Source organism: Nonomuraea sp. NPDC050786 (assembly GCF_040654115.1).
GTDB lineage: Bacteria > Actinomycetota > Actinomycetes > Streptosporangiales > Streptosporangiaceae > Nonomuraea.
The window spans coordinates 54,539-78,676 of sequence record NZ_JBFAHJ010000034.1 but is presented as its reverse complement, the minus strand read 5'-3'; the positions used below and the strand labels follow the sequence as shown (position 1 = coordinate 78,676).

General features: G+C 71.3%; 23 protein-coding genes. 11 read left to right on the top strand and 12 right to left on the bottom strand.

The window, feature by feature from the left end; all coding sequences use genetic code 11:
• Window positions 1–162 precede the first annotated feature (162 nt).
• The 3 genes from AB0H84_RS43110 to AB0H84_RS43100 all read right to left on the bottom strand — a co-directional run bounded on the left by AB0H84_RS43110 (window position 163) and on the right by AB0H84_RS43100 (window position 4,981).
• A complete protein-coding gene (locus AB0H84_RS43110; RefSeq protein WP_357617878.1) occupies window positions 163–663 on the bottom strand; it encodes a hypothetical protein in 501 nt (166 codons plus the stop codon).
• Window positions 664–905: 242 nt separating this feature from the next.
• Entirely contained in the window at window positions 906–4,700 is a 3,795-nt protein-coding gene (locus AB0H84_RS43105) for a hypothetical protein (protein WP_357617876.1), read from the bottom strand.
• A 149-nt stretch (window positions 4,701–4,849) separates the two neighbouring features.
• Window positions 4,850–4,981 carry a hypothetical protein gene (locus AB0H84_RS43100; protein WP_357617874.1) on the bottom strand — a complete coding sequence of 44 codons (132 nt, stop codon included), beginning with the start codon at window positions 4,979–4,981 and terminating at the stop codon, window positions 4,850–4,852.
• 58 nt (window positions 4,982–5,039) lie between these two features.
• Here AB0H84_RS43100 and AB0H84_RS43095 point away from each other — a divergent pair, with 58 nt between their 5' ends.
• From AB0H84_RS43095 to AB0H84_RS43070, 6 genes are all read left to right on the top strand, one after another.
• Window positions 5,040–5,204, top strand: a complete 165-nt coding sequence (locus AB0H84_RS43095) for a hypothetical protein (RefSeq protein ID WP_357617872.1) — start codon at window positions 5,040–5,042, stop codon at window positions 5,202–5,204.
• A gap of 195 nt (window positions 5,205–5,399) precedes the next feature.
• Window positions 5,400–8,237, top strand: coding sequence for a BTAD domain-containing putative transcriptional regulator (locus AB0H84_RS43090; RefSeq protein WP_357617870.1), 2,838 nt, complete (start codon window positions 5,400–5,402; stop codon window positions 8,235–8,237).
• Window positions 8,238–8,387: 150 nt separating this feature from the next.
• On the top strand, window positions 8,388–8,519 hold the full coding sequence (locus tag AB0H84_RS43085) for a hypothetical protein (protein WP_357617868.1): 132 nt from the start codon (window positions 8,388–8,390) through the stop codon (window positions 8,517–8,519).
• A gap of 24 nt (window positions 8,520–8,543) precedes the next feature.
• Complete coding sequence (locus tag AB0H84_RS43080) at window positions 8,544–9,926, top strand: FAD-binding monooxygenase (protein ID WP_357617866.1); 1,383 nt, start codon at window positions 8,544–8,546, stop codon at window positions 9,924–9,926.
• A 61-nt stretch (window positions 9,927–9,987) separates the two neighbouring features.
• A complete protein-coding gene (locus AB0H84_RS43075; RefSeq protein WP_357617864.1) occupies window positions 9,988–10,323 on the top strand; it encodes a hypothetical protein in 336 nt (111 codons plus the stop codon).
• A gap of 96 nt (window positions 10,324–10,419) precedes the next feature.
• Entirely contained in the window at window positions 10,420–13,362 is a 2,943-nt protein-coding gene (locus AB0H84_RS43070; protein WP_357617862.1) for a BTAD domain-containing putative transcriptional regulator, read from the top strand.
• Window positions 13,363–13,413: 51 nt separating this feature from the next.
• Here AB0H84_RS43070 and AB0H84_RS43065 read toward each other — a convergent pair whose 3' ends face one another.
• From AB0H84_RS43065 to AB0H84_RS43050, 4 genes are all read right to left on the bottom strand, one after another.
• Entirely contained in the window at window positions 13,414–13,818 is a 405-nt protein-coding gene (locus tag AB0H84_RS43065) for a MerR family transcriptional regulator (protein ID WP_357617860.1), read from the bottom strand.
• Between the two features lie 99 nt (window positions 13,819–13,917).
• On the bottom strand, window positions 13,918–14,868 hold the full coding sequence (locus tag AB0H84_RS43060) for a M56 family metallopeptidase (RefSeq protein WP_357617858.1): 951 nt from the start codon (window positions 14,866–14,868) through the stop codon (window positions 13,918–13,920).
• Window positions 14,865–15,239, bottom strand: coding sequence for a BlaI/MecI/CopY family transcriptional regulator (locus AB0H84_RS43055; protein WP_357617856.1), 375 nt, complete (start codon window positions 15,237–15,239; stop codon window positions 14,865–14,867). Before AB0H84_RS43055 ends, AB0H84_RS43060 begins: the two co-directional genes overlap by 4 nt.
• A 64-nt stretch (window positions 15,240–15,303) precedes the next feature.
• Window positions 15,304–15,480, bottom strand: coding sequence for a hypothetical protein (locus AB0H84_RS43050; protein ID WP_357617854.1), 177 nt, complete (start codon window positions 15,478–15,480; stop codon window positions 15,304–15,306).
• Between the two features lie 344 nt (window positions 15,481–15,824).
• Between AB0H84_RS43050 and AB0H84_RS43045 the strand changes: the two genes are divergently transcribed.
• Window positions 15,825–16,403 carry a TetR/AcrR family transcriptional regulator gene (locus tag AB0H84_RS43045; RefSeq protein ID WP_357617852.1) on the top strand — a complete coding sequence of 193 codons (579 nt, stop codon included), beginning with the start codon at window positions 15,825–15,827 and terminating at the stop codon, window positions 16,401–16,403.
• Window positions 16,404–16,425: 22 nt separating this feature from the next.
• Here AB0H84_RS43045 and AB0H84_RS43040 read toward each other — a convergent pair whose 3' ends face one another.
• Complete coding sequence (locus AB0H84_RS43040) at window positions 16,426–17,013, bottom strand: DUF2218 domain-containing protein (RefSeq protein WP_357617850.1); 588 nt, start codon at window positions 17,011–17,013, stop codon at window positions 16,426–16,428.
• Between the two features lie 316 nt (window positions 17,014–17,329).
• Between AB0H84_RS43040 and AB0H84_RS43035 the strand changes: the two genes are divergently transcribed.
• Both AB0H84_RS43035 and AB0H84_RS43030 read left to right on the top strand, forming a co-directional pair.
• Window positions 17,330–17,725 (top strand): 2Fe-2S iron-sulfur cluster-binding protein, encoded by a 396-nt coding sequence (locus tag AB0H84_RS43035; protein WP_357617848.1) that lies wholly within the window; start codon window positions 17,330–17,332, stop codon window positions 17,723–17,725.
• Window positions 17,722–18,762, top strand: a complete 1,041-nt coding sequence (locus tag AB0H84_RS43030; RefSeq protein WP_357617846.1) for a substrate-binding domain-containing protein — start codon at window positions 17,722–17,724, stop codon at window positions 18,760–18,762. The genes AB0H84_RS43035 and AB0H84_RS43030 overlap by 4 nt, the downstream gene beginning before the upstream one ends.
• Window positions 18,763–18,785: 23 nt before the next feature.
• Here the strand turns inward: AB0H84_RS43030 and AB0H84_RS43025 are convergent, their stop codons facing one another.
• The 4 genes from AB0H84_RS43025 to AB0H84_RS43010 form a co-directional block, all read right to left on the bottom strand.
• A complete protein-coding gene (locus tag AB0H84_RS43025; protein ID WP_357617844.1) occupies window positions 18,786–19,538 on the bottom strand; it encodes a DUF305 domain-containing protein in 753 nt (250 codons plus the stop codon).
• A 305-nt stretch (window positions 19,539–19,843) separates the two neighbouring features.
• Window positions 19,844–20,683: a universal stress protein gene (locus AB0H84_RS43020; protein ID WP_357617842.1), complete on the bottom strand. Its 840-nt coding sequence runs from the start codon at window positions 20,681–20,683 to the stop codon at window positions 19,844–19,846.
• Window positions 20,684–20,793: 110 nt separating this feature from the next.
• Window positions 20,794–21,141 carry an STAS domain-containing protein gene (locus AB0H84_RS43015; RefSeq protein WP_357617840.1) on the bottom strand — a complete coding sequence of 116 codons (348 nt, stop codon included), beginning with the start codon at window positions 21,139–21,141 and terminating at the stop codon, window positions 20,794–20,796.
• Between the two features lie 226 nt (window positions 21,142–21,367).
• Window positions 21,368–22,024 carry a pyridoxamine 5'-phosphate oxidase family protein gene (locus AB0H84_RS43010; protein WP_357617838.1) on the bottom strand — a complete coding sequence of 219 codons (657 nt, stop codon included), beginning with the start codon at window positions 22,022–22,024 and terminating at the stop codon, window positions 21,368–21,370.
• 149 nt (window positions 22,025–22,173) lie between these two features.
• On the opposite strand from AB0H84_RS43010, the gene AB0H84_RS43005 reads away from it, so the two are divergent.
• Both AB0H84_RS43005 and AB0H84_RS43000 read left to right on the top strand, forming a co-directional pair.
• On the top strand, window positions 22,174–23,016 hold the full coding sequence (locus AB0H84_RS43005) for a universal stress protein (RefSeq protein ID WP_357617836.1): 843 nt from the start codon (window positions 22,174–22,176) through the stop codon (window positions 23,014–23,016).
• Between the two features lie 126 nt (window positions 23,017–23,142).
• The gene (locus AB0H84_RS43000) at window positions 23,143–24,120 is read left to right on the top strand and encodes a nitroreductase family protein (RefSeq protein ID WP_357617834.1); all 978 of its coding nucleotides are present in this window, start codon (window positions 23,143–23,145) and stop codon (window positions 24,118–24,120) included.
• Window positions 24,121–24,138: the final 18 nt, after the last annotated feature.

The window sequence follows — 24,138 nt, the reverse complement described above, 5'->3', positions numbered from 1 at the left end:
CGATTAGGCAAAAGATAGACATATGCCCATAGATAGTGCAAGTAGGGCAAATCCGATTTGCTGGTGCCGGTGGCTGAAAGGCGCTGAAGTGCCGTGCCGGTAAGGGATGCGGGACTTGGTAAAAAATCGGTCGCCTGGACGTGCCCCCGCCGAGGCCGGCCCTCAGCACGCCTCCTTGGCCGCATTTCTCAGGTCGTCCTGAGTGAGCTTGACGTCGTAGCCGTACTCGGAGCCGTCGTCGTAGTGCTGGATCACGATCCCGTCCCGGTGCAGGCCCTTCTCATGGCCGGCTCTGAGCGTGACCCCGCCGTAGCTGAGCTGCACTCCGGTCTTGTGCGCCCTGATCTCGTAGAACCGGTCCTCGCGCAGGTCGAGATCGCCCTCCGTCACGGACCAGCCCTTGGGCAGCTCATCCAGGTCGATGAACCCGATCTTCTCACCGTGCAGGGCCGGACCGCTGATCGTGGCCTGATCGAGCAACTCGCCACCAGAGTGCTGGTAGACGACCACCGAATCCGGCGCCTGGTCGCACCAGGCCACCGCCACCGTCAAATGGCCGCCCGCGCCGAGCATAAGCCCGGTCCGGCCACCGTCTGCCGGCGTACATGCCGTCAGGGTGAGCAGCGCTCCGACGGCGGCGGCACGGGCGACCTGTAATCTCATGATCCGCAAGCTGCCACGCCGGTCGGCCGGCGGTCAACGGGACGTCGCAGCCGCCCAGCTGCTCGGCCGTCGCCTCCACGGTCAAGGCCTCAAGTGCTCCTCCAGTTGCGCGACGGACGACGTACCAGGAATCGACGAAGCGTGCAGCAGCAGCGCCGAACTCCGCGCCTGAGTCTCGGGACGCGTCCACCACGCCGATCGCGTACCGTCGCAATCGCATCGTCCTCGCCGAACAGCCGAGATCAAGGGGATGGTTCGAGGTAGTTCCTGCGTTCTTCGGGGGTCAGTTCGCGGATGGTGCGCCTGGCGGCGAGTGCCTGGACCTGGTGCATGGGGCCGCATACCTCGCAGTGCCAGATCCGTACCGTGGCGTCGTCGTAGGTCGAGAGCAGCCGCCACCCGTCCGGGCTGAACTTCACGGAATTGACCGCGGTGCCGGAGCCGCTGAAGACCACTGGCTCGCGCCCCTCGGCCGGCATCCAGATCCGCACGGTGTTGTCATTGCCACTGCTGATGACCTGCCGCCCGTCCGGGCTGAAGCCGACGCTCCACACCACGCCCTGATGGCCGCGCAGGACGATCGGGTCTCCGGTCCCGTCGGTGTTCCAGATGCGGATCGTGCCGTCGTTGCCCCCGCTGACCAGCCGCCGCCCGTCCGAGCTGAAGGCGAGGCACCACGCCAGGCCCTGGTGGCCGCGGAGCATGACAGGGTGGCCGGTCCCGTCGGCGTTCTGGATCAGGATCGTGCCGTCCACGCCCGCGCTCGCCACTCGCTGCCCGTCGGGGCTGAACCCGACATACCGGACCTGCCTCTGCGGGCTGTCCATGACGACCGGCGCCCCGGTCCCGTCGGTGTGCCAGACCCGTACGGTGCCGTCGTCACCGCCGCTGACCACCCGCGTGCCGTCCGGGCTGAAGGCGGCGTTCCACACGTTTCCACGGTGGCCGCGCAGCAGGACGGCCTGGCCGGTCCCGTCGGCGTGCCAGATCCGTACCGTGCTGTCAGCACCCGTGCTCGCCAGTCGCCGTCCGTCCGGGCTGAAGGCGACCCCGAGGACGTCCGCCTTGTGGCCGCGCAGCACCAGCGCGTCACCGCTGCCGTCGATGCTCTGGACGCGGATCGTGCCGTCGATACCGGCGCTGGCGACGCGTCGCCCGTCCGGGCTGAACGCGGCGTCGTACACGGTCCCCCCGGTATGACCGCGCAGGATCGTCGCGTCACCGGTGTACGCCACGTCCCACAGCCGCATCGTCCCGTCATCGCTCGCGCTCGCCAGCGTACGCCCGTCCGGGCTGAACGACGCGTTCCACGTCGTCCCACGATGGCCGCGCAGCACGAGCGGGTCGATGTTGCTGGACATGTTCCAGATGCGGACCGTGCCGTCGTTGCCCACGCTGGCGATCCTCCGGCCGTCGCGGCTGACCGCCGTGCCCTCCACCGTGCCATCGTGCCCGCGCAGCACTACGGGTGCATCATGTCCGGTCACGTCCCACACCCGCACCGTGCCGTCGGTACTGCCGCTGACCAGGTTCCGCCCGTCCGGGCTGTACTGCAGTCCTTCCACGGAATTCTCGTGGCCGCGCAGCACGACCGTTCTCGCCTTACCGGCCGGGTCCCAGATCCGGACGGTGCCGTCGCCGCCGCTGCTGGCCAGTCTCCGCCCGTCCGGGCTGAACGCGACCTGCAGAGCCCGCCCGTCGTGGCCGCGCAGCACCTTGGGAGCCGCCTTGGGAGCAGCCTTGGGAGCACCGCCTCCTGCCGGCGAACCGCCGGTCCACCTGCCGCCGTCCGGTGCTGTCCAGATCCGCACCGTGCCGTCGTCCCCGGCACTCGCCAGACGTCGCCCGTCGGGGTCGAACGAGACGCCCCACACCGGGCCGCGGTGGCCGCGCAGCACCAGCGGATCGCCACCGCCGGCCCAGTCGGACACGCTGACCGTTCCGTCGATGCCGCCAGTCGCCAGGTAGCGTCCGTCCGGGCTGAACACGGGGTTCCACGCCTCACCGGCATGGCCGTGCAGCACCACCGGGTCGCCGGTGGGCAGCCCTTGTGCGGACACCTGCCAGACCCGTAGGGTGCCGTCCCCGCTGGCGGCGGCCAGATGCCGCCCGTCCAGGCTGAAGGCGACGCCGCAGACCTTGCCCGCGGCGATGGGAACGATGAGCCGGATCCGCGAGTCGACGATGGCCTGCCGGAGCACCGCCGTGGCCTCCTCCGTCGGGCTCACCGCGTATGCCCGCCGGGCCAGCAGCAGCCCGAGCTGCGGGTCCAGCTGGAGCTGGCCACGCGCGTACGCCGCCAACTGGCGGGAGTACGCGAGATCTCGCTCCTTCTCCGCCCGGTTCGCGTTCACCAGCGCCATCACGGCCAGCACTCCGACCACGGCCGCCACCACCACCAGGCTGATCAGAGCCGCGCGCACACGACGGCCCGCCGCCGCCCGCTCCCGGCGCGCGCGTACCCTGCTGGCCGCCAGGAACGCGTGCTCCAGGTCGTTGAGCCGGTCGAGCGCGCGCTCCTCCCAGGCCGCCAGCCGCGTTCCCCGGTACAGCAGCTCGTCCTCGCGCCCGTGCTGCTCCCACTCGGTGGCGGCGTCGGTGAGCCGCCGCTGGAGCCGGACGAGTTCCCGGTCCTCGGCGAGCCAGCCCCGCAGCCTCGGCCAGGAACGGATCACCGCCTCGTGAGCTACCTGGACGCTGTCCTCGTCGACGGTGAGCAGCCGCGCCGCCGTCAGCCGGGACAGTACGGCCTCCATCGCCGCCCCGTCCGGCCCTGCCAGCAACTCCGCCGGCGGGACGCGCCTGCGCGTGTCCTCGGTTCCCTGCCCCAGCGCCGTCAGGCGGAGGAACGCGTTCCTGGCCAGACCTCGCTCCCCGGGGTCGAGCGCGTCGTAGATCTGCTCGGCGGTCTGCGCGATGGCGCCCTGGATGCCTCCGGCTTCCCGGTACCCCGCGAGCGTCAACGTGCCGCCTTTGCGGCGCTTCCACGTCTCCAGCAGGGCGTGGGAGATCAGCGGCAGCGCGCCGGGCTCACCTCTCGCGTCGCTGAGGATGGTCTCGACGAGCGCCCGCTCGACCTTGAGCTCTGCCCGGAGCGCCGGGCCGGTGATCACCTGCCGGAGGTCGTCGTCCTCCATGGGGCCGATCAGCAGGTGCCGGTCGCGCAGCATGGCCACCAGCGGCGGGTGTTCGGCGCACCGGGCGTAGAAGTCCGCGCGGATTCCCAGGACGACGCGGGCTCGATCGTTGGTCTCCTCCGCCGCGGCGAGCAGCGAGTCCAGGAAGAGGGATCTCTCCTTCTGGTCGTCGCAGAGGGTGAAGACCTCCTCGAACTGGTCGACGACGATCACGAGGCGCGCGCTCTTCGGCCTGCCCGCCAGGATCTGACCGATCGCCAGCCGGACGTTCGAAGGGGCGGCCACCAGGTCGGCGTACAGGGAGGGGGCGGAGGTCCCGCTGAGGCTTGCCAGGCCCACCGAGAGCTCGTCCAAGGGGTGCGCGCCTGGCGTGATAAGGAGCGTCGGCCGGTCCTGGCCTTCCGAGGCGGCGCGGTTCCGCAACGCCGGAAGCAGGCCGGCGCGCAGCAGGGAGGACTTGCCGCTTCCTGAGGCGCCGAACACCGCGAGCAGGGATGTGTCGCGTAATCGCGCGGAGAGCTCGTTCACCAGCTCGCGCCGGCCGAAGAACCGGTCCGCGTCTTCAGGCTCGAAGGTGACCAGGCCGAGGTAGGGCGCCTCCTGGTCCTCCATCTGATCCTCCGCGCCGCCGGCGGCCAGCTCCGCGGCGACCTCTCGCCAGAGTTTCTCCCAGGTCTGGGTGTCGCCGCCGCAGGCCTCGACATAGGCCAGGGTGACCGCGAGCGTGGGAAAGATCTCCCCGCCGGCCGCCTCGGACAGTGCGGTCACCGAGTAGTGCGCGCGCCTGGACAATTCGCGGTAACTGGACCGAGGGGCCTTGGCGCGTAACTGCCTCAGCTCGTGCGCGAAGCGCTGTAACGGGCCCGCGTCAGGGTCGATCGGCCGTTCCGGTCGTCCCATGAATGCGCCCCCATGGCCGTACGATCGCCGGTTGCCGAACAGCGAATATCGCCGCTTGACAACCGGGATCGACTATAGCCATCGGGAGTTCATTACGCGATGAACCGCCCGTCCCGCCCCCGCTGGCAGACGGGCGGCTCCAACGCGACTTACAGGTCGTAGTGCAGGTCGGTCTTGCCGTTGCTCGGGTTGTAGGTGCAGTAATAGTCGATGCCGGTCTGCGAGTGCAGGTAGGAGGCTCTTTCAAGGCACTGGTAGCAGTTTTCGTAGTTCGGGGGCACCCACACGCTGTTCGGATTGGCCTCTGTCCGGAGGTGGCATCGGTTTGAGGCGAGGATCGTGGAGGCATTGCTGCTCGACGAGGTGCTCGCGGTCGATGCGTACGACAAGCCGGGGACGGAGGTGATCATAGCGGTCGCGAACATGGCCGCCGTCACAAGGCCCAGGCCGCGCGCGAGCTTGCTGCGCGACTGTCGTTCCATGTCGATTCCCTTCGTCGGGTGACTTGATAAGCCGTATCCCCTGGTCTAGCCGTTCCGGAGTTGTCCAGCACGCGTACGGCTCGCTGGACAAACAACTCGGATATTCGGGTGAGTCAACGCGGGAAGCGAGAACCGCCGAGCCGCCCCGCACGCGGGTTTTGACCTTGGATGAAGTGGATATTCTCACTGCGCGTTTAATGCGGTGGGAGGTCTGCTGGTGAGTGTGGTCGAGGACGTGAGGTTCGGCGTTCTTGGGCCGCTCCGGGCCGAGGTCGGCGGTCGCGCGGCAGGGCTTGGCGGACCTCGCCAGCGGGCCGTGCTGGCGCTGCTGCTGATCGCGCGGGGCAGGAGCGTCTCGGCAGAGCGGATCCTCTCCGAAGTGTGGGAGGGCTCGCGACCGCCCTCCCTGACGACGCTCCATGGATACGTCGCCGATCTGCGCAGGACGCTGGAGCCGGAGAGAGCGCCCGGCGCCCCGGCCCGGCTGCTGGTGCGCGAGGGGCCCGGTTACGCCCTTCGGACAGGACCCGCCGCGATCGACGCCGAGCGCTTCACCGATCTGGCCGCTCGTGGCCGGCGCGCGTTGGAGGGCGGTGAACCGCGACTCGCCGCGGACCTGACCGGACAGGCGCTCGCGCTGTGGCGGGGCTCGGCCTATGCCGACTTCGGCGGAGCCGCCTTCGCGGTGCCCGACGCGACCCGGCTGGAGGATCTGCGGGCCACGGTCCGCGAGGACCGGCTCGCGGCGGTCATCGCGTCCGGGCAGCACGCCGCCGCCGTGAGCGAGCTGGAGGCGCTGATCGTCGAGCAGCCGTTGCGGGAGCGTGGCTGGGAGCTGCTGGTCCTCGCCCTGTACCGGTCGGGGCGGCAGGCCGACGCGCTCGCCGCCCTTCGGGCGGTACGCAGGAGGCTGGCCGACGAGCTGGGCATCGACCCGGGACGCGGACTGCGCGACCTGGAGGCGGCCGTACTCGCCCAGGACCCGCGGCTGGCCTCGGCACCGGCTGAGCCCACCCGCGTGTCATACCCTCCGGCGGTGGCTCCGGCGCCGCCCTCGGGCAATCTGCCGTTCGCGCTGTCCGGCTTCGTCGGCCGCGGCGGCGACCTCGCGGCCGTCGCGTCTCTGCTGGACGGGCACCGGCTGGTCACGCTCACCGGGCCGGGCGGGGTCGGCAAGACCCGCCTGGCCGTGGAGGTCGCGCGCGCCCGTACCGACGCCGACGGGCCCTGGCTCGTGGAGCTGGCAGGGCTGCACGCACCCGAACTGCTCACCGGGACCATGGCCGCCGCCCTGGGACTGCCCAGCGCGGCGTCCCCCGACCAGCTGGCCGGGATGATCGCCGACCGTGACATGCTGATCGTCCTGGACAACTGCGAGCATCTGCTGGTGCCCGCCGCCATGCTGGCCCACACGCTGCTGACCCGCTGCGGGACCGTGCGGATGCTGTGCACCAGCCGCGAGCCCCTGGGCATCTCGGGGGAGATGGTCTACGAAGTACCGCCCCTGGATGCCGCCACGGAGGCCGCGGACCTGTTCCTGCGCCGCGCCGCGGCCGTCTCTCCCGGCTGGGCGGCCGAGCCGGGCGACAGGGAGACGATCGCGGCCCTGTGCTTACGGCTCGACGGCATCCCGTTGGCCATCGAACTCGCCGCCGCGCAGAGCCGGGCGCTGTCCGTCGCCCAGATAGCCGACGCCGTGGCGGACCGCTTCACCTTGCTGGTGGACGGATCAGCCGGGCGGCCGGACCGTCATCGCACGCTGCTGAACACGGTGGCCTGGAGCGATCAACTGCTGCGGCCGGCGGAACGCCGGCTCTTCCACCGGCTCGGCGTGTTCGAAGCCGGCTTCGACCTGGAGGCGGCCGCCGCGGTGGGAGGAGTCGATCCTGTCCTGCCACCGCTGCTGGCGCTGGTCCGCAAATCGCTGGTCACCGCCGAAACCGGCACGGCGCCACGCCGCTACCGGATGCTGGAGACCCTGCGCCAGTACGCCCTGGCCTCGCTCTCCGCCGACGAGCTGGCCGCGGCGCAGGAACGCCACCGCGCCTGGGCCCTGGCCCGGGCCGAGAACGCCGAACGCCATCTCCGCGGGCCGCAGGGAGCGGCGTTGCTGAACGGGCTGAGCCGGGATCAGGCGGAGTTCCGGGCGGCGTTCGCCTCGTCGCTGGCAGCGGGTCACGGCGAGTACGCGCTACGGCTGAGCGGCGCGCTGTTCTGGTTCTGGTTCCGCATGGGCCATGTCGCGGAGGGCCTGGCCTGGCTGTCCGAGGCGTTCGCGGCGGCCCCGCGGGCCGGTGCGGATGTCCGGGCGCGTGCCCGGTTCGCGGTCGTGGGACTGCACTACCTGGCAGGACAGCCGCCACAGGCGTACCAGGCGGCCCGTACGGCGATGGAGGAGGCCCGCCAGGCAGGCGATCTGGTGACGGAGGCGCTCACCACCGCGTACGCCGCCTACCTGGGGCTGCTGACCGGGGCGGCGCTCGACGCCGCGGCTCTCGCCCGCGAGGCCGTCGAGTTGGCCCGGCGCAGCGCCCTGGACTGGCTGGAAGCCGAGACGCTCATGATCCAGGGCATGGTCCTGCGGGTGCTGGGGGATCTGCCGGGCGCCGACAGGGTCTTCCAGGAGGCCATCGGCGCCGCCCGCGCCAGCGGCCACGACTGGGCGGCGGACGGGGCGGCCTGGTGCGAGATGAAGACGGCCTCGGACCGCGGGGACGGCACGCGGGCGCTGGCCGTCGCGGCGGACATCCTGGCCACGATGGACCGGTACGGAGACATCTCCTTCTGGCTGGTGACGGTGCACAGCGCGGCCCGCGCCCTCGCGCTGACCGGGCAGGCCGAGCACGCGGCCGTGCTCATGGGAGCCGTGGAGGCGATCGGCAAGCGAGCCGGCGTCTCCCCGGAGTCGATGGACCCGTTGGACGGGCCGCGCGAGGCGGCCGCCGTACGCGGGGCGCTTCCGCCCGAGGAGTACGAACGTCATGCGGCCCGCGGGCGCGCGATGTCCCGGCGGGACGCGAGTGCCCTGCTCACCTCGTTGATCGCTGGACGATGATCCTCTGACCGGGGCGCTGGGAAGCCTTGGAAGCCGCTGGGAAAGCCCGTTCCCAGTGACGTCGAAGCAGGCCGGCCCACTCTCGTTGGTGTGAACGCGGCGCCGCCTGGTCCGGGCGGCCGGACAACGAGGTGAATCATGGTCAACCGAATGATCCGTACTGCGGCGGCGGCGGGAATCGCCCTGGGAGTCCTGCTCGGACTGGGCGCCACGACGGCCCACGCCACCGACGGCGACCCCTCCCCATCGTCCGTGGCGGGCGACCCCTCCCAGTGGGGCTGAGCAGGGGAGAGGGGTGAGGAAGCCATGACCGGCATCGGAAGCCCGCCCACCGGACACGCCGTCGTCGCGGGAGCGGGGATCGGCGGACTCCTGGTGGCCCGGGTGCTGAGCGAGACGTTCGACCGGGTCACGGTGATCGACCGTGACGCGCTGCCCGCCCAGGGTGTGCCCCGGCGCGGTGTGCCGCAGGGGTATCACGCGCACGGGCTGCTCTCCCGGGGCTGCGAGATCCTCGAGGACCTGTTCCCCCGGCTGACCGCGGACCTGATCGCGGCGGGCGCCACCACCTGCGACATCCAGGACGACGTCCGCTGGTACAACGACGGCCGGCTGCTGCGCCCCGCGCCTTCGCGGCTGCGTGGCCTGACGGTGAGCCGGCCGGAACTCGAACGGTATCTGCGCTCCCGGGTCGCGGACCTTCCCGGCGTGGTGATCCTCGAGCGCTGCGAAGTGGTCGAGCCGATCGCCGGCAGGGACGGCGTGGTCACCGGAGTACGTCTGCAGCGTCCGGGGCACCAGCCCGAGGACATGGCGGCCGATCTCGTGGTGAACGCCGTGGGCCGGGGAAACCGGGGCACGGAGTGGCTGCGCCGGCTGGGATACGAGCCCGCGCCTGAGGAACGTGTCGACTCCCGGCTGCAGTACGTCTCGCGTGAGTACCGGCGCCGGCCGGGCGACGCCGACTTCGTCGCCATGGTGGTGGGGCACAGCGCGACGATCCCCAGGGGCGGGGTCGCCCTCAGCGGGGAGGGAGACCGCTGGCTCGTCACCCTCTTCGGCATGGGCGACGACGTCCCACCCGTCGACCCGGACGGGTACCACGGGTTCGCCGCCCGGCTTCCGGTCCCGGACCTGCACCGCCTCCTGGAGCGCCTGGAACCGCTGGGGGAGCCGCGGCGGATGCGCATCCCCGTGAGCATTCGGCGCCGCTACGAGCGGCTGGGCCGTTTCCCCGAGGGCTATGTGGTGTTCGGCGACGCCCTGTGCCAGTTCAACCCGAGCTACGGGCAGGGCATGACGGTCGCCGCGTGCGAGGCCGTCGCCCTTCGTGAGTGCTTGCAGGACGGCCGGCGCGACGGCCTGGCCCGCCGCTTCTTCGAGCGGGCCGCGCGGATCATCGACGTGCCCTGGGACCTGTCGGTCGGTGGTGATCTGCGGTTCCCGTCCGTTGAGGCTCCGCGGCCGCTGCGGGTGAAGCTGCTCAACCGCTACATCGCCCGCCTCCACGTGGCCGCGGAAGCGGACCCGGTGGTCGGCCACGCCTTCCTGAGCGTCGCCAACCTGCAGGCCCCGCCACAGCGCCTGCTGTCACCCGGCGTCCTGGCCCGCGTGCTCCGGCCGCGTCCCAGCGGCGGCCCGGCCCATCCCACGCTTCCGGCTCGGGAGCAGGTCCCGGCCGGTCAATGACGTCGCGGCTCATCCTGAGCCGCGGCATCCGAAATAGAGAACCGTGAGAAAGGACATCATCATGTTCAAGAACATCACCGCGGGCATCGTGCTGGCGACCGCCGTGGCCGGTGGGCTGACGGCCCTCGCCGCCCCGGCCTCGGCGGCGACGGCCGGCGCGGGCAACGCGGTCTGGGTCGAGCCCGGCGCCACCAGATCCTTCCTGGTCATGTGCCCTTCGTACGCCCCCACGATGCTGACCGACACGATCAAGATCACCGCCGGTGACGGGGTGTCGGTCTCGACCAGCCTGGACACGACCTCCGACGCGTTCAGCCGCGACAAGCTCACGGTGACGGCCGCGAACGGAGGCGCCGTTCGCCGGTACGTCTCGGTGACGGCCACCTGCTCGAGCTGACCGGCTCCGGCCACCCGTTGTTCCCGCCCTTCCTGGGCCGCAGCCCTTCGGTTACCCTCGCATGAGATCTTCACAAAGGGTGCGAGAGGCGGGCCGATGGGTGGGGTCGCTCCCGATATTGTGCGGTTCGGGGTACTCGGTCCTGTCCGGGCCGAGCTGGCGGGACGGGCGGTCGGCCTGGGGGGTCTGCGGCAGCGGGCGGTCCTGGCTGTCCTGCTGATCGCCAGGGGCAGGACGGTCTCCGCCGAGCGGATCACGTCCCAGGTGTGGGAAGACTCCCCGCCCTCCTCACCGACGACCCTCCACGCGTACATCTCCCAGCTGCGCCGGGCCCTGGAGCCGGAGCGCCCGCCCGGCGCTCCGGCCCGGCTGCTGGTCCGTGAGGGGATGGGATACGCACTGCGGACTGATCCGTCCGCCGTCGACGCCGAGCGCTTCGCCGACCTCGCCGTGGCGGGGCGGCGCGCTCTGGACGGCGGACGGCCGGGCCCCGCCGTGGAACTGCTCACCGAGGCGCTGGAGCTGTGGCGTGGTCCCGCCTACGCGGACTTCGGCGGGGCCGGTTTCGCCTTCACGGAAGCGGCCCGGCTGGAGGACCTGCGTGCGGCCGCGTACGAGGACCGGCTGGCCGCCACCGTCGACCTGGGCAGGCACGCCGCGGCGGTCGGCGAGCTGGAGGCGCTGGTGGCCGAGCAACCGCTGCGGGAACGCGGCTGGGAGCTGCTCGTCCTCGCCCTGCACCGGTCCGGGCGGCAGGCTGACGCGATCGCGGCGCTGCGCACGGTACGGCGACGGCTCGCCGACGAGCTGGGCATCGACCCCGGACCCGCGTTACGCGACCTGGAGTCCGCGGTGCTCGCCCAGGACCCCCGCCTCGACCCGCCGCCCGCTCGCTCCGCCGGAACCGTCGGCGCTCACGTCGGTGGGGCTCACGTCGGTGGCGCTCACGTCGGTGGCGCTCACGTCGGTGGCGCTCACCTCGATGGCGCTCCCGCCGTTCCCGTCGCGCCTGCCCGCCGTCCGGCGGCGGCGCCCGTCGGTAACCTGCCGTTCGCACTGTCAAGCCTCGTCGGCCGCACGGACGACATCGCCGCCGTGGAGCGTCTGCTGGCCGAGTACCGGCTGGTCACCCTCACCGGCCCGGGCGGAGTGGGCAAGACACGTCTCGCGCTGGAGACGGCCAGAGGCCGGACCGACAGCACCGACGGGCCCTGGCTGGTGGAACTGGCCGGCCTCACCTCACCCGAGCTGCTGCCCGCCACGATCGGCGCCGCCGTCGGCATCCCCGGGGCGTCCTCAGCCGAAGACCTGTCGGCCGTGCTCGCCGGACGGCGATTACTGCTGGTCCTCGACAACTGCGAACACCTGCTGAACGAGGTCACCACCCTGACCGGTGTGCTGCTGAGCCGATGCGGCGGCCTGCGGATACTGTCCACCAGCCGCGAAGCGCTGGGCGTCGAGGGCGAGGCGGTCTACGAGGTACGGCCGCTCGACCCCGACGGGGACGGCGCCGAACTCTTCCGGGAACGGGCCGCCGCGGGCCTGGCCACCTGGTCCCCGGACGTGGACGACCTCGACCGGATCCCCGGGCTCTGCGCCGGCCTCGACGGCATTCCGCTCGCCATCGAACTGGCCGCCGCGCAATGCCGGGTGCTCTCCATCGGCCAGATCGCCGACACCTTGGAGAACCGCTTCGACGTACTGGTCGACGGCCCTGTCGACCTGCCCGACCGGCATCGCGCGCTGGAGTCTGCCATCGCCTGGAGCCACCGGCTGCTCGAACCCGAGGAACGGCGGCTCTTCCACCGGCTGAGCGTGTTCGCCGCCGGATTCGACCTCGACGCCGCGGGCGCGGTCGGGAACCAGAGCCCCGTGCTGCCTCCCTTGTCGGCCCTGGTCCGCAAGTCGCTGGTCGGTGTCGAGCCCGGGACCGCGCCACGCCGCTACCGGCTGCTGGAGACGCTGCGTCAGTACGCGCTGCGGGAACTCGACGTGGAGGACCTGGCGCGGACCCAGCAACGGCACCGCGCCTGGGTGCTGGCCCAGGCGGAGAGCGCCGAGCGCAGGCTCCACGGCCCTCAGGCGGCCGTGCTGCTGGGCCGGCTGACCCGGGAGCAGCCGGAGTTCCGCGCCGCGTTCGCTTCCGCGCTGGCCGCCGGGGACGGCGACTACGCGCTGCGACTGGGTGGAGCGCTGTACTGGTTCTGGTACCGCATGGGCCACATCGCCGAGGGCCTGTCGTGGATGTCGAAGGCTTTCGCCGCGGCGCCGCACGCCGAGCCGGAGGTCCGGGGGAGGGCCCGGCTCGCCGTCAGCGGGCTCAGCTACCTGGCCGGGAGGCCGGCGCAGGCGTACGAGGCCGTCCTGCTGGCGGAGCAGGAGGCACGGCAGGCAGGTGACCTGGTGGTCGAGGCTTCCGCACGGGTCTACCAGACGCACTTCGGCGTGCTCGCCGGCATACCCGTTGACGCTCCGGCGCTCGCCCGCAGCGCGGTCGAACTCGCCCGGCGTACCGGCGAGGACTGGCTGGTGGCCGAGGCGCTGATGGTTCAGGGCACGCTCGCCCGCGTTCTGGGAGATCTCCCGACCGCCGCCGCGGTCCTGGCCGAAGCCGTCGCGACCGCCGACTCCTGCGGCCACGACTGGGCGGCCGGCTCGTCCGCGTGGGCCGCCATGAAAACCGCGTGCGACCGTGGCGACGGCCGGCGTGCCCTGGAGATCGCCGCCGGCATTCTGCACGCGCTCGACCGTCACCAAGACGTCACCTCCAGGCTGGTGCTGTTCCACACCGCCGCCCACGCCCTCGTGCTGGCCGGACAGGCCGACCAGGCAGCCGTGCTGATGGGCGGCGTGGAGGCCGTCGGCCGCCGGGTGGGCTTCTCCCCCGAGTCGATGGACCCGCGGGACGGTCCCCGCGAGGCCGCCGCCGTACGCGAGGCCCTCCCGCAGGACGAGTACGAACGCCTGACGGCCCGGGGACGCGAACTGTCCCTGGAGGAACTGACCACCCTCCTGGTGGACCTCCTCAAGCTCCGCTGACCGGCACCGGCCCGTCCGCCTCGCCGTCCAGGGTGCTCGTGCTCCGCGATTTCACACTCGTACGTGTGGAGTCGTGAACCCGGAGATCCGCTCTGCGACCATGGACTGAAAATGCGGACAACCGGCCAGATCCTCATGATCGCAGTCCAGCGCGCAGTCGATGAGTTCAACAGACGCCTGTGCCTCGGAGATGCGCCGGGCCAGTTCCTCCCGGCGGCGTAGCAGGACGGCCCGCCGCTTCGCGGCGTCCGAGGTGGCCATCATCTCGTGGATCTCTTCCAGGCTGAACCCGGCCTCCTTGCCCCGAAGGATCACGGCCACCCGGTAGAGGTCGTCCGGTCCGTAGCGGCGGCGTGCTCCTGCGACGCGGACCGGCGTGAGCAGGCCCATCGCCTCCCAGTGCCGCAGCACATGCGTCGCCAGGCCGAACCGCTCCGCGATCTCACCGATGCTCATGCCGGCATTGGACGTCATGCAGACATTAAGTCGCACGCTGACCCACATGTCCAAACCTGAAGGAGATCGCGCACGAAGGCTACTATCCGCCTTCGTAGGTCAGAGGGTGAAGAGCGAATGGCAGTGATGCGCCAGGAAGGAGCTGAGGCCGGGCACGAGCGCGACCAGCGCGGGGCCGCCCAGCAGCAGGGCGACCGCGAGCAGCCCGGCCAGGCGCTCGCGGCGGCGCAGTGGCTCTTCCGGGTTGAGCATGCGGCGTACGCGGGTGATCGCTGTCTCGCCGCCGGCGCCGAGGGTGAACGCGGGCGCGCGGCCGGTGGCCAGGCGGACCAGCGCGGCGGCGATCTGCACGCGTGGGTGGCGGCGGGCGGCGATGTCATCGGCCAGCAGTTCGATCAGTCTGGCGATCTCCGTCCTGGCCTGCTCGAACAGCGGGACGCGCGGGAAGGCCCGGGTCAGCGCCTCGCCCGCGGCGAGCACGAGATGATGGCGTCCCCGCAGATGCGCCCGCTCGTGCTCCAGGACCGCGGCGACCTGCTCAGGGGCGAGGCTCTGCAGCGCTCCCGTGGTGATGACCATCTGGGCGTGCCTGCCGGGCAGGCAGTAGGCCAGCCGCTCGTCGTAGTCGATCACAACGGCGCCGAGGTCGCTGTCGCGGCGGCCCAGGAGGCTGAGCAGCGCCGCGTGCTCGCGACGCTCCGCGCGGGCTCTGACCAGGACGGCCGCACCGCAGTAGGCGGCCCGGGCCAGCACCGCTCCCGCGGCCAGCAGGGCGCCCGCGCCCGCCGGCGTGAGCCCGGATCCGTCGTTCAGCATGTCGGCGCAGGCCTCGAAGAGCCCGGCCAGGCCGTGCCCGACGACCTCAGGGGGGACGGCGAAGGCCAGCGCCGCCAGCACCGCGGCCGCGACCACCGAAGCGGCCGCGGCCTGCCAGAGCGCGATCGCCAGCCGGGGCGCCCGGTCGGCCCGGCGCGCCGCGCGCCGGCCCAGCCGGGGCAGCCAGATCGCGGCCGTGACCGTGTAAAGCAGCAGGACGACGGCGGCGATCATGCCCGGCCGCCTCGGTGCGGGTAGACCTGCAGCGCCGCCTCCAGCGCCGCGGCCTCCTCCGGGGTCAGCCGCTCCAGGAAATGCACCAGCGTGGCGGCCTGGTTGCCGCTGCCCGCCAGCGCGCTGCGCATCAGATCGGCCGTGTACGCCTCTTTGGAGGCGACCGGTTCGTAGACGTAGGCGCGACCGACGGGCCGGCGCTTGAGCAGGCCCTTGGTGTGCAGCTTGTCCATCACGGTCATCACGGTGGTGTAGGCGATGGTCCGCTCCTGACGGAGGTCCTCCAGCACATCCCGTACGGAGGCGGGCCGGCGCCGGGCCCACATCCGGTCCATGATCGTGGATTCGAGTTCGCCGAGACCCCGCATCATGGCGGCAATGCTACCGGCGATCGTAGTCAGCATGTTTCGCGTGCCGTGATCGCCCGCTTGAGGATCAGGTCCTTGGGGAGTTGACCGCGACGGCGCCCACCAGCACGGCGTCCCGCGTGAAGGCCACGGCGAAGCGGTCGTCTTCCGGGGAGGCGGCGGCGATGCTCGCCGCGTCCGCGAGGTGCGGCAGCCCGGCCGTCCGGATGCGGGCGCCGTGCACGTGGGCGGCGAAGTTCGGCACGTCCAGGAATGGCTGGGTGTTCTCCGGTCCGCCCAGCCCAGCGTGATGCCTCCTTGCCCAGCCCGGCGTGCATGGGGTGCGGCGCCGAGTCGACCAGGGTGACGTTCCTGCCGAGCCGTGGAGGGCACCTCGCCCCCGATGGCCAGCACGTGCTCGTGTCCCGACTCGAGTGGCGCGCAGTGCCCGGCTGTGACCTGGATCGTCGTGGATGACCTGCGGCGGAATCGTGGAAGAGGTCGGGTGCGAAGTGGTCGCCGGCTGAAGCCCCGGCGGCGAGCAGAGCGATACGGCCTGTACTGTATCCGACAAAATGTATCCTTTGCGGCACCTCGTACACTGACCAGGTGCCGAAACTGTGGAACGAGACGATCGAGGCGCATCGCCGGACCGTGCATGACGCGATCCTGGACGCCACCGTCGAGCTGGTGGGCGAGCGGGGACTGCTTGCGGTGACGATGTCGCAGATCGCCGAGAGGACCGGCATCGGCCGGGCCACGCTCTACAAGTACTTCCCCGACGTCGAGACGATCCTGGTGGCCTGGCACAGCCGCGAGATCGCGGGGCATCTGGAGCGCCTCTCCCGAGCACGGGAGCACGAGGGCGATGCCGGGCGGCGGCTCGAGGCCATGCTCGAGACGTACGCGCTCATCCATCAGCAGATGGCGCGCCACGGTTTCGGCCCCGATCTGGTCGCGCTCCTGCACCGGTCGCAGGACGTCGGTCGCGCCCGGCATCAGCTGCACACCATGCTGCGCGACGCGCTGACCGAGGCCGTGCGTGCCGGTGTCGTACGCGACGACGTGGCGGCGGAGGAACTCGCCGCATTCTGCCTGCACGCACTGCAGGCGGCTGCCGTCCTCCCCTCGAAGGCTGCCGTCCAGCGGCTCGTCGCGGTCACCCTGGGCGGGTTGCGAGCTCGCTGAGCCCGTTGCGGCCTTCCCGTTCTCAGCCGGCCTTGGCCGTTGAACGGCGGCGGCGCCAGAAGTGCGTCGCCACGAGGGCGGCCTTCACCAGGACGGCCGCCAGGACGACGTCCGCGCCCAGGCCCGCCCATTGCGGGATCGCCAGGATGCCTGCGGCCAGGCCCACGTGTACGGCGACGGCCAGGACCGCGGCCAGCGTGAGGCCGAGCACGGTGTGCCGTCGTCGCGGCGCGGGGTCCGTGACGGCCGCGTCTGCGGTCGCGCCGGGTCGGTCCCAGCTCACGGTCAGGTTGTCGCGCCTGCCCATTCTGATGATGTTCCTGGTGACGAGGGCCTGGGCGCGCTGCAGCCTCTCCTCGTCCTCGGCCTCGACGCGCAGGGTCAGGTGGTGGGGGGTGGCCCGCAGGAAGCAGGTTGCGCCGTCGACGGTGATGGTCCCCTCGGTTTCCGACCAGTCGGCCTTGATGTCTTTGGGCCTTTCGCCGCCCGTGTGAGAACCGCGGCCCGGATGGGCGGGGAGCCCGTGGCCCATCTGGGCGGCGTGCCGGCAGAGCTGGACGAGGTACCGGCCGGCGCGGTCTGTCGTGACGTGGGCTTCGGCGCTTGGCATCGCATTCCTTTCGGGGAGTTCGTGAGGGATGAGGCTCTGGTGGACCTGGCGAGCCAGGGCAGGACGTCATGGTGTTGACGTTCTGACTGGGGGGCTGCCCATGCGCCTTTATGCGATCAGGCTGTATCTTACATATACACCATGTATCGCAAAATGTCGCGATGGACCTCTGTCAGGTGCCGCTCGGGGATCGCCAGTCATCGGAGGAGGGGTCGTCGCTGCTTGGTGTGCTCCCGTTGAAAGGGGGACGCTCGGTGAGAATCATCCGATGTCTGCTCTTGACCGGTGGGGTGGGCAAACCTTAGCGTTCGGCCATATGGAGCACGCTGATCCCGCCGACAGCCTGGTCGCGGTGGCGTTCACGGCGAACGGAACCGCCGAGCGGCTCCGCGCGGACCCGCGGACGACGCTGCTCGACACCCTGCGGGAGCGGCTGGAGCTGACCGGCACGAAGAAGGGATGCGACCGCGGGCAGTGCGGGGCCTGCGACCGGCTGCACCCGGTGCAGCGGGCGTTCATCGACTGTGACGGATTCCAGCGCGGATTCTGCACGTCGGGGCAGATCATGTCGGCCGTGGCCGTGCTGCGCGAGGGGCATGCCCAGACCGACGCGGAGATCCGCGAGGCCGGCCTGGCCGTGGCGAACGCCGTCCACAACGCCACCGGCAAGCGCGTCCGCGACCTCCCCGTCACCCTGGACAAGCTCCTGTGACGGGGCTGCCCCGGCGTACCACGCTGGCCACCGTCGCCGCCTCGGCCGGTGTCTCCGTGACCACTGTGTCCAAGGTGCTCAACGGCCGCCACGACGTCGCACCGGCCACGCGCTCGCTGGTGCAGTCCCTGCTGGAGGAGCAGGGCTACCTGCCGCGCCTGTCGGGGCAGGGCCAGGCCCGGATAACGGCCACGGTGGAGGTGTGGGTGGACGATCTGTGTGCCTACTCCACCGAGGCCATCAAGGGCACGGTCGAGGCCGGAGCCGAGTCTGGCGTCGCGGTCGTCGTCACCTATCCGAAAGACACGGCCGGTGAGGGTGTCTCCTGGGCTCGCGACCTCGTGGCCGCCGGGCGTCGAGCGGTGATCACCGTCATGAGCGTGCCGACCCCAGCCCAGCTCGCCGCGCTGTCCCAGGCCCGCCTCCCGGTGGTCGTCATCGATCCGCTCAACCTGCCGGACACCCCCGTGACCAGCGTCGGATCCACCAACTTCGCCGGCGGCCTGTCCGCCACACACCATCTCCTGGAGCTCGGCCATCGCCGCATCGCCTATCTCGGCGGACCCGCGACCTCGACCACCAACCAAGCACGCATGCATGGCTACCGCGCCGCCATGGAGGCCGCGGGCGTGCCCGTACCACCCGAATACGTCCGCACTCCGGGCTTCGGCTATCCCGACGGGATGAGAGAAGGAGCCGCCCTGCTCGACCTGCGCGCCGCGCCGACGGCCATCTTCGCGGCCGGTGACGAGAGTGCCATGGGCGCCATACAGGCGGCCAGGGCTCGCGGCCTGCGCATCCCCGAAGACCTCAGCGTCGTCGGCTTCGACGACACGGAGATCGCCACCATGACCTCGCCGCAGCTGACCACCGTCCGGCAGCCGCTGCGCGACATGGGCGCCGTCGCCCTGCGCACGGCGCTGCGCCTGGCCGCCGGCGAGGAGATCGAATACCGCCACATCGAACTCGCTACCAAACTTGTCATCCGCGGTTCGACTCATGTTGTCTCTGGCACGCGAGCGGGCCGGCGGCGCTGACCACCGCCATGCCGTGGGACCCATCAGTGCATCATGCTGCCCGGCCCGCGTGGGCCCGGCCTGTCCCATCTTCCACAGGGCCTGCCCCATTCACCGAACCAGTCGGCCAGGTAGCGGCGCATCCGGAACATCTCGGCATGCTGGTCGTCGCGTATCTTCGCGGCGAACTCCGCGACTTGGGGATGCTCGGCCCGCCCGGACGCCAGCAACTGCTGCGACATCCCGATCGCCGCCATGTGGTGCGGGATCATGTCCTGCAAGAACGTCTCATCGAGCGCATCGCCGGACAGTCCGGACAGGTCGCGCATCATCGGCCGGTAGTCGCGCGCCCCCGGGTGCCCCGGATACCAGTTGGCCAGCCACTCCTTCATGGTGGCGATCTCGGCGCTCTGCGTCGTGACGATCGAGGCGCCCAGGGCGCGCATCTGGGAGCGGTTCGAGCGCTGCAGCTGCCGGGCTGCGGCTACGGCTTCTTCATGGTGGGCCACCATCTGGGTCAGATAACCGGCCTCGTCCCTGACGTGCATGCCGTGCATCCAGCCGCACGGCCCCATGGGGCCCCAGCCGGTCGGTGTGGCGGTCGGCTGCCAGGCTGCGGCGGCAGCCGCCGTGGTGGCGGCTGTGGTGCCGGCTGTGGTGCCGGCTGTGGTGCCGGCTGTGGTGCCGGCTGTGGTGCCGGCTGTGGTGCCGGCTGTGGTGCCGGCGATGCCGGTCACCGCCGCCGCGGCGGCCAGCGCCGACCCGACCGCGGCAGCCGCTACAGCCGGACGTTTCATGTCGGCCCCCAGCGTGATGTGTCCTGTTCCCCGTCCCTCCAAGCCTGCGTGCGGCCGGCCAGGCCCGGCCAGTGCCATGCGACCCTGATGACCAGGACCAACGTCCCCGACACCGCGGACCTGCCGGCGGGCGGGTCCGCGACCCAGGAGAACGGGACCAAAGCCCCCAGGGTGCGGGACGGCTCCGGACAGCATCGGCAGCATGATGACGATGCAGCACATCGACGCCTGTTGGCGTGCCGCGACCTACCTGTCCATGGGGCAGTGGACCTGGCCGGTGCCGGCGATGCCGATCGTGCCCGTGGTCAGCGCACGATCGCCACCGGGCATGGCGCATGCCGCAACATGGCCGCGGTCACGGAGCCGAACCGTCCGTGCGGGCTCCCGACGACCACCAGGGTCGCGTTCGCGACGGCGGCGAGCGCCTCGCCTGCCTGTGCCTGTGTCGTACGCGACTCGATCATGGTCGTCGGCTGCCTCTCCCTCCATGGCCGGAGGGCCTGCGCCAGCCAGTTGTCGGCGGCGTTCCGGACGGCCATGGGGTCGAGGGCGGGGAACGCGATCCCTCCCCAGGCCACCGGAGGCTGGCGCCAGGCGTGCACCGCGATCAGCGGAAGGCCGCGTACGGTCGCTTCCGCGCAGGCGAAGGCGAGCACCGCGTCGGCCTTGCCGTCATCCGCCAGGCCCACCACGATCGGCCCCTGACGGGACCTGCGAGGCAGCGAACCCCTGCCACGGACGACGATGACCGGGCACCGCGCGTGGGCCGCGGCATGGGCCGCCACGGAACCGGTCACCGCTCGCGCCATGGCGCCCAGCCCGCGCGAGCCGACCACGAGCAGTCCAGCATCGGCCGACAGCTCCTCCAGCCGCCTGGTCGCCGAGCCCTCGTACAGATCAGGGCGCACGTCCAGTCCTGGGGAGCCGGCTCGCGCGCAGTCGGCGCCGTGCCACAGCACGTGCTCGGCCGCGTGGCGGAGCGAGTCACGGGCCGCCGGATCACCGTCGCCGTACGGCCACTGCCACGCGTGGCAGACGACGAGGGGCAGCTGTCGGAGCTCGGCCTCGTCCACCGCCCAGTCCAGGGCCTGCATCGAGTGGTCGGAGCCGTCGTAGCCGATCACCACGCCCATTGTCCCGTTCACCTGTCCACTCTTGGCAGATCACAGCGCCGTACGGGGGGCCACAACGGCTTGGTCTTGAGGCTTTGCCCTTTCCCGGTCAGAGCTTCGCCGTTCGGGAGACCTCTGGATGATCAAGCGAGGATGGAGAATCGGTGGTCCAGATCGAAGATCCTGAGCAGGCGGGCGACGCGTTCGGGGACACGGGAGAGGTACAGGTGTCCGCCGACGTCTCGGGCCCTGTCGTCGGCACGGACGAGCGCTGTGAGTCCGGACACATCCATGAACGACACGTCGCCCAGGTCGACCTCGATGGTCGAGCTCGGGCCGTTCATCGTACCGATGAGCAGGTCCTCCAGCGGCGCCGCCGTCGCGATATCGACCTCTCCGCAGACCGTGACCTTCGCCGTGCCGTTCACCGCCTGCTTGAACAGCTCGAAGGGGCTTCTGTACGGGCCTGGGTGGACGGGCTTCCTCTTCATCTCCGCCTCCAGTCGAGTGCTGCCAGGGGGGCGCAGATCGTCTTACCGGACCACTCCATGCTGTCGGGTCTCCAGCGGCGGCAGTAGGGCCGAAGGTCCCGCCCATGGGTTCCCAAAGTCCTCGGGACCGCCACCACGCGGGTGATCTCCGTCCCGGTGCGCGACAAGCGCGCCCATGTGCGCCCGGCAGGGCGTCGGGCCGCCGGACGGCCGGGGCGTGGATCGGTCAGAGGCCGTGGACGCGGCGGCCGGTGATCTTGTGTGGCGCGATGCGGATGTACAGCTGACGCTCGCCGCCCGCCCACGGGGTGACGTCGGCGTGGACGACCTTCTCCACCTCGTCCTCCGGTACGTGGTGAGCGGGGCCCTGGATGAGCACGCTCCAGCCCGCCCGCTGAGCCTCGTCGATCCGGTCCACCTGGAAGCCGATCTTGATGTCCACTCCCTGGAGGCCGGTGCGCAGGTCCTGGTCCATGGGGCCGCCGCGGGCCGTACGGAAGACGATGGCGCCCTCGTGCAGCTTGTAGTTCACGGGCAGCACCGTGGGCCCGTCCGGGCCGTTGAACGCCACCCGGCCGATGCCGCCCGGCGCGACCAGCCGCAGGCACTCCTCGGGCTCGAGGACCTCCAGGACGGGATGGGCCGCGGCGGGACCGGGGCCGGGCGGGCGATCGCGCCCGCCGCCCAGCAGGTCCTGGACCGTGGTCTCCAGAGCGGCGGCCAGGCGGGTCACCGTACCCATGTCGGGCATGTCCAGGTGGCTCTCCAGGTACTGGACGTATCCGGTGGACATGTCCGCCCGTTCGGCGACCTGCTCGACGGTGAGGCCGAGCCGGTCTCGGTGATAGCTGATGCGACGGCCGAAGTCACCACTGCCGGTCATGGGCGCGTCCCTTCTTGGCTGGTAGTGCCCATGAAGCTACCCGCGTGCCGCCACGGCAGACAGGGCCCTTAGTCCCTGACGTGACCGACCTCCGGCCCTGCAGCGGACGGGTCGAGCGCGGTCCGATGGAGGTGACGAAGGAGGACACCATGATCATTGTTGGCGTGGACGGCTCCGTGGCCGCGCGAGCCGCGGTGGAGTGGGCGGCCCACGACGCGTACCGCATGCGGGTGCCGCTGCGGATCGTGCACGCCGTGGACCGCTCGCCGTACCAGATCGGCAAATACCCGAACTCCGTCCTTCCGGACGTGCTGCTGCGCGAGGGACAGAGGATCCTGAACGAGGCGGAGGCGCTCGTGCGCGAGCGGTGGCCCGCCGTCGAGGTCACGACCGAGGACATCGAGGGCGCGCCGGCCGAGGTCCTGCGCGAGCAGGCCAAGGACGCCGCCGAGGTCGTGGTCGGCAGCCGCGGGTTCGGCGGGTTCGCCGGCGCGCTGCTGGGTCCCGTCAGCATGCACGTGGCCGGTCACGTGCGCTGTCCCGTCGTGGTCGTTCGAGCCGACCATCGGCCGGCGTACGGGGAGGTCGTGGTCGGAGTCGACGACTCGCCGGAATGCGAGCCCGCGCTGGCCTACGCCTTCGAGCAGGCGAAGCTCCGGGGGAGCGCGCTGCGGGTGGTCCATGCCTGGCAGTTGCCGGTGCATGCCTTCGCCCCCGAGGCCTCCTACGACATGGACGAGGTACGTACGGCGCAGCACCGGATCGTCCGCGACCGGACGGCGATCTTCAGCAAGGATTACCCGGAGGTCAAGCTGGTCGAGGACGTGCAATCCGCGCATCCGGTCGACGCGCTCACCGACGCGTCCGAACAAGCGGACCTGCTGGTGGTGGGCTCGCACGGGCGCGGCGCCCTGAGCTCGGTGCTGCTCGGCTCGGTCAGCCGGAGCGTCCTGCACCACGTCCGCTGCCCCGTGGCGGTGGTACGCGCGTGAAGCCGTAAGCGTCATCGACGCCCTCCGTGATCGGGCACAAGGAGGGCCGATGCCCCTGGCGGCGTGGGACTTTCGGCCCTGACCGGACCGCCCTGGGCGTGATGCGCTGATGTGGAGGTGGTGGTCATGACCGTGATTTCGGCGAAGCATGCGCTGCAAGCCGCAGTGGAGGCCGCCCGCTGGGCGCCGTCTGTGCACAACACGCAGCCCTGGACCTTCGTGGTGTCCGAGCAGGAGATCGGCCTGCGGGCCGACACGGACCGGAAGCTGCGCGAGAGCGATGTCTCGGGCCGTGAGCTGCTGATCAGCTGCGGCGCGGCCCTGTTCACCATGCGTACGGCCATGCGCTGCGAGGGCTTCGAGCCAGTGGTGCGTACGCTCCCGGACCCGGACCGCCCCTCGTTGCTCGCCACGCTCCGCCCGGGCGCCGAAGCGCGAGCGGACGAAACCGTCAAGGTGCTGGGCGGTGAGATCGAACGCCGGCGCACGCACCGGGCAGGCTTCGCCGACGTGCCCGTCCCGGACAGGGTGGTCGAGCGGCTGGTCCTCGCGGCCATGGAGGAGTGCGCCAAGCTGACGCCGGTCCGCTCGCCGGACGCGATCAAGGTGATCGCCGGGCTCACCCAGGCCGCGCAGGGCGTACAGGCGCAGGATCGCCGCTTCGGCCTGGAGATGATCCGCTGGGCGCGGTCACCCGACAGCAGCGGTACGGACGGGGTGCCCGCACAGGGTTACCCGCGCGAGGCGGCGCGTACCGACCCGCTTTTCCCGCAGCGCGAATACGGCTGGCAGCCCGGCTGGGGGAGCGGAGCCGGCCAGGAAGGCGCGGCGGCGGTCGGAGTCGTGGCGGTGCTCACCACACGGGGCGACAGCCGCCAGGACTGGATCGACGCGGGGCAGGCGTTGCAGCACGTGCTGCTGGAGGCCTCGGCGTACGGCGTCAGCGCCGCCTTCCACACGCAGGCGCTGGAGCTGGAGCCGCTCCGCGAGTTCCTGCGGCTCCAGCTGTGCTCGGGCGAATACCCGCAAATGATCATGAGGCTCGGCGTCACCTTCGACGACAAGGAGTCGATCCGCCGCCCGCTGTCCGAGATCGTCGAGTAAGCCGCCGGTGACGAATAT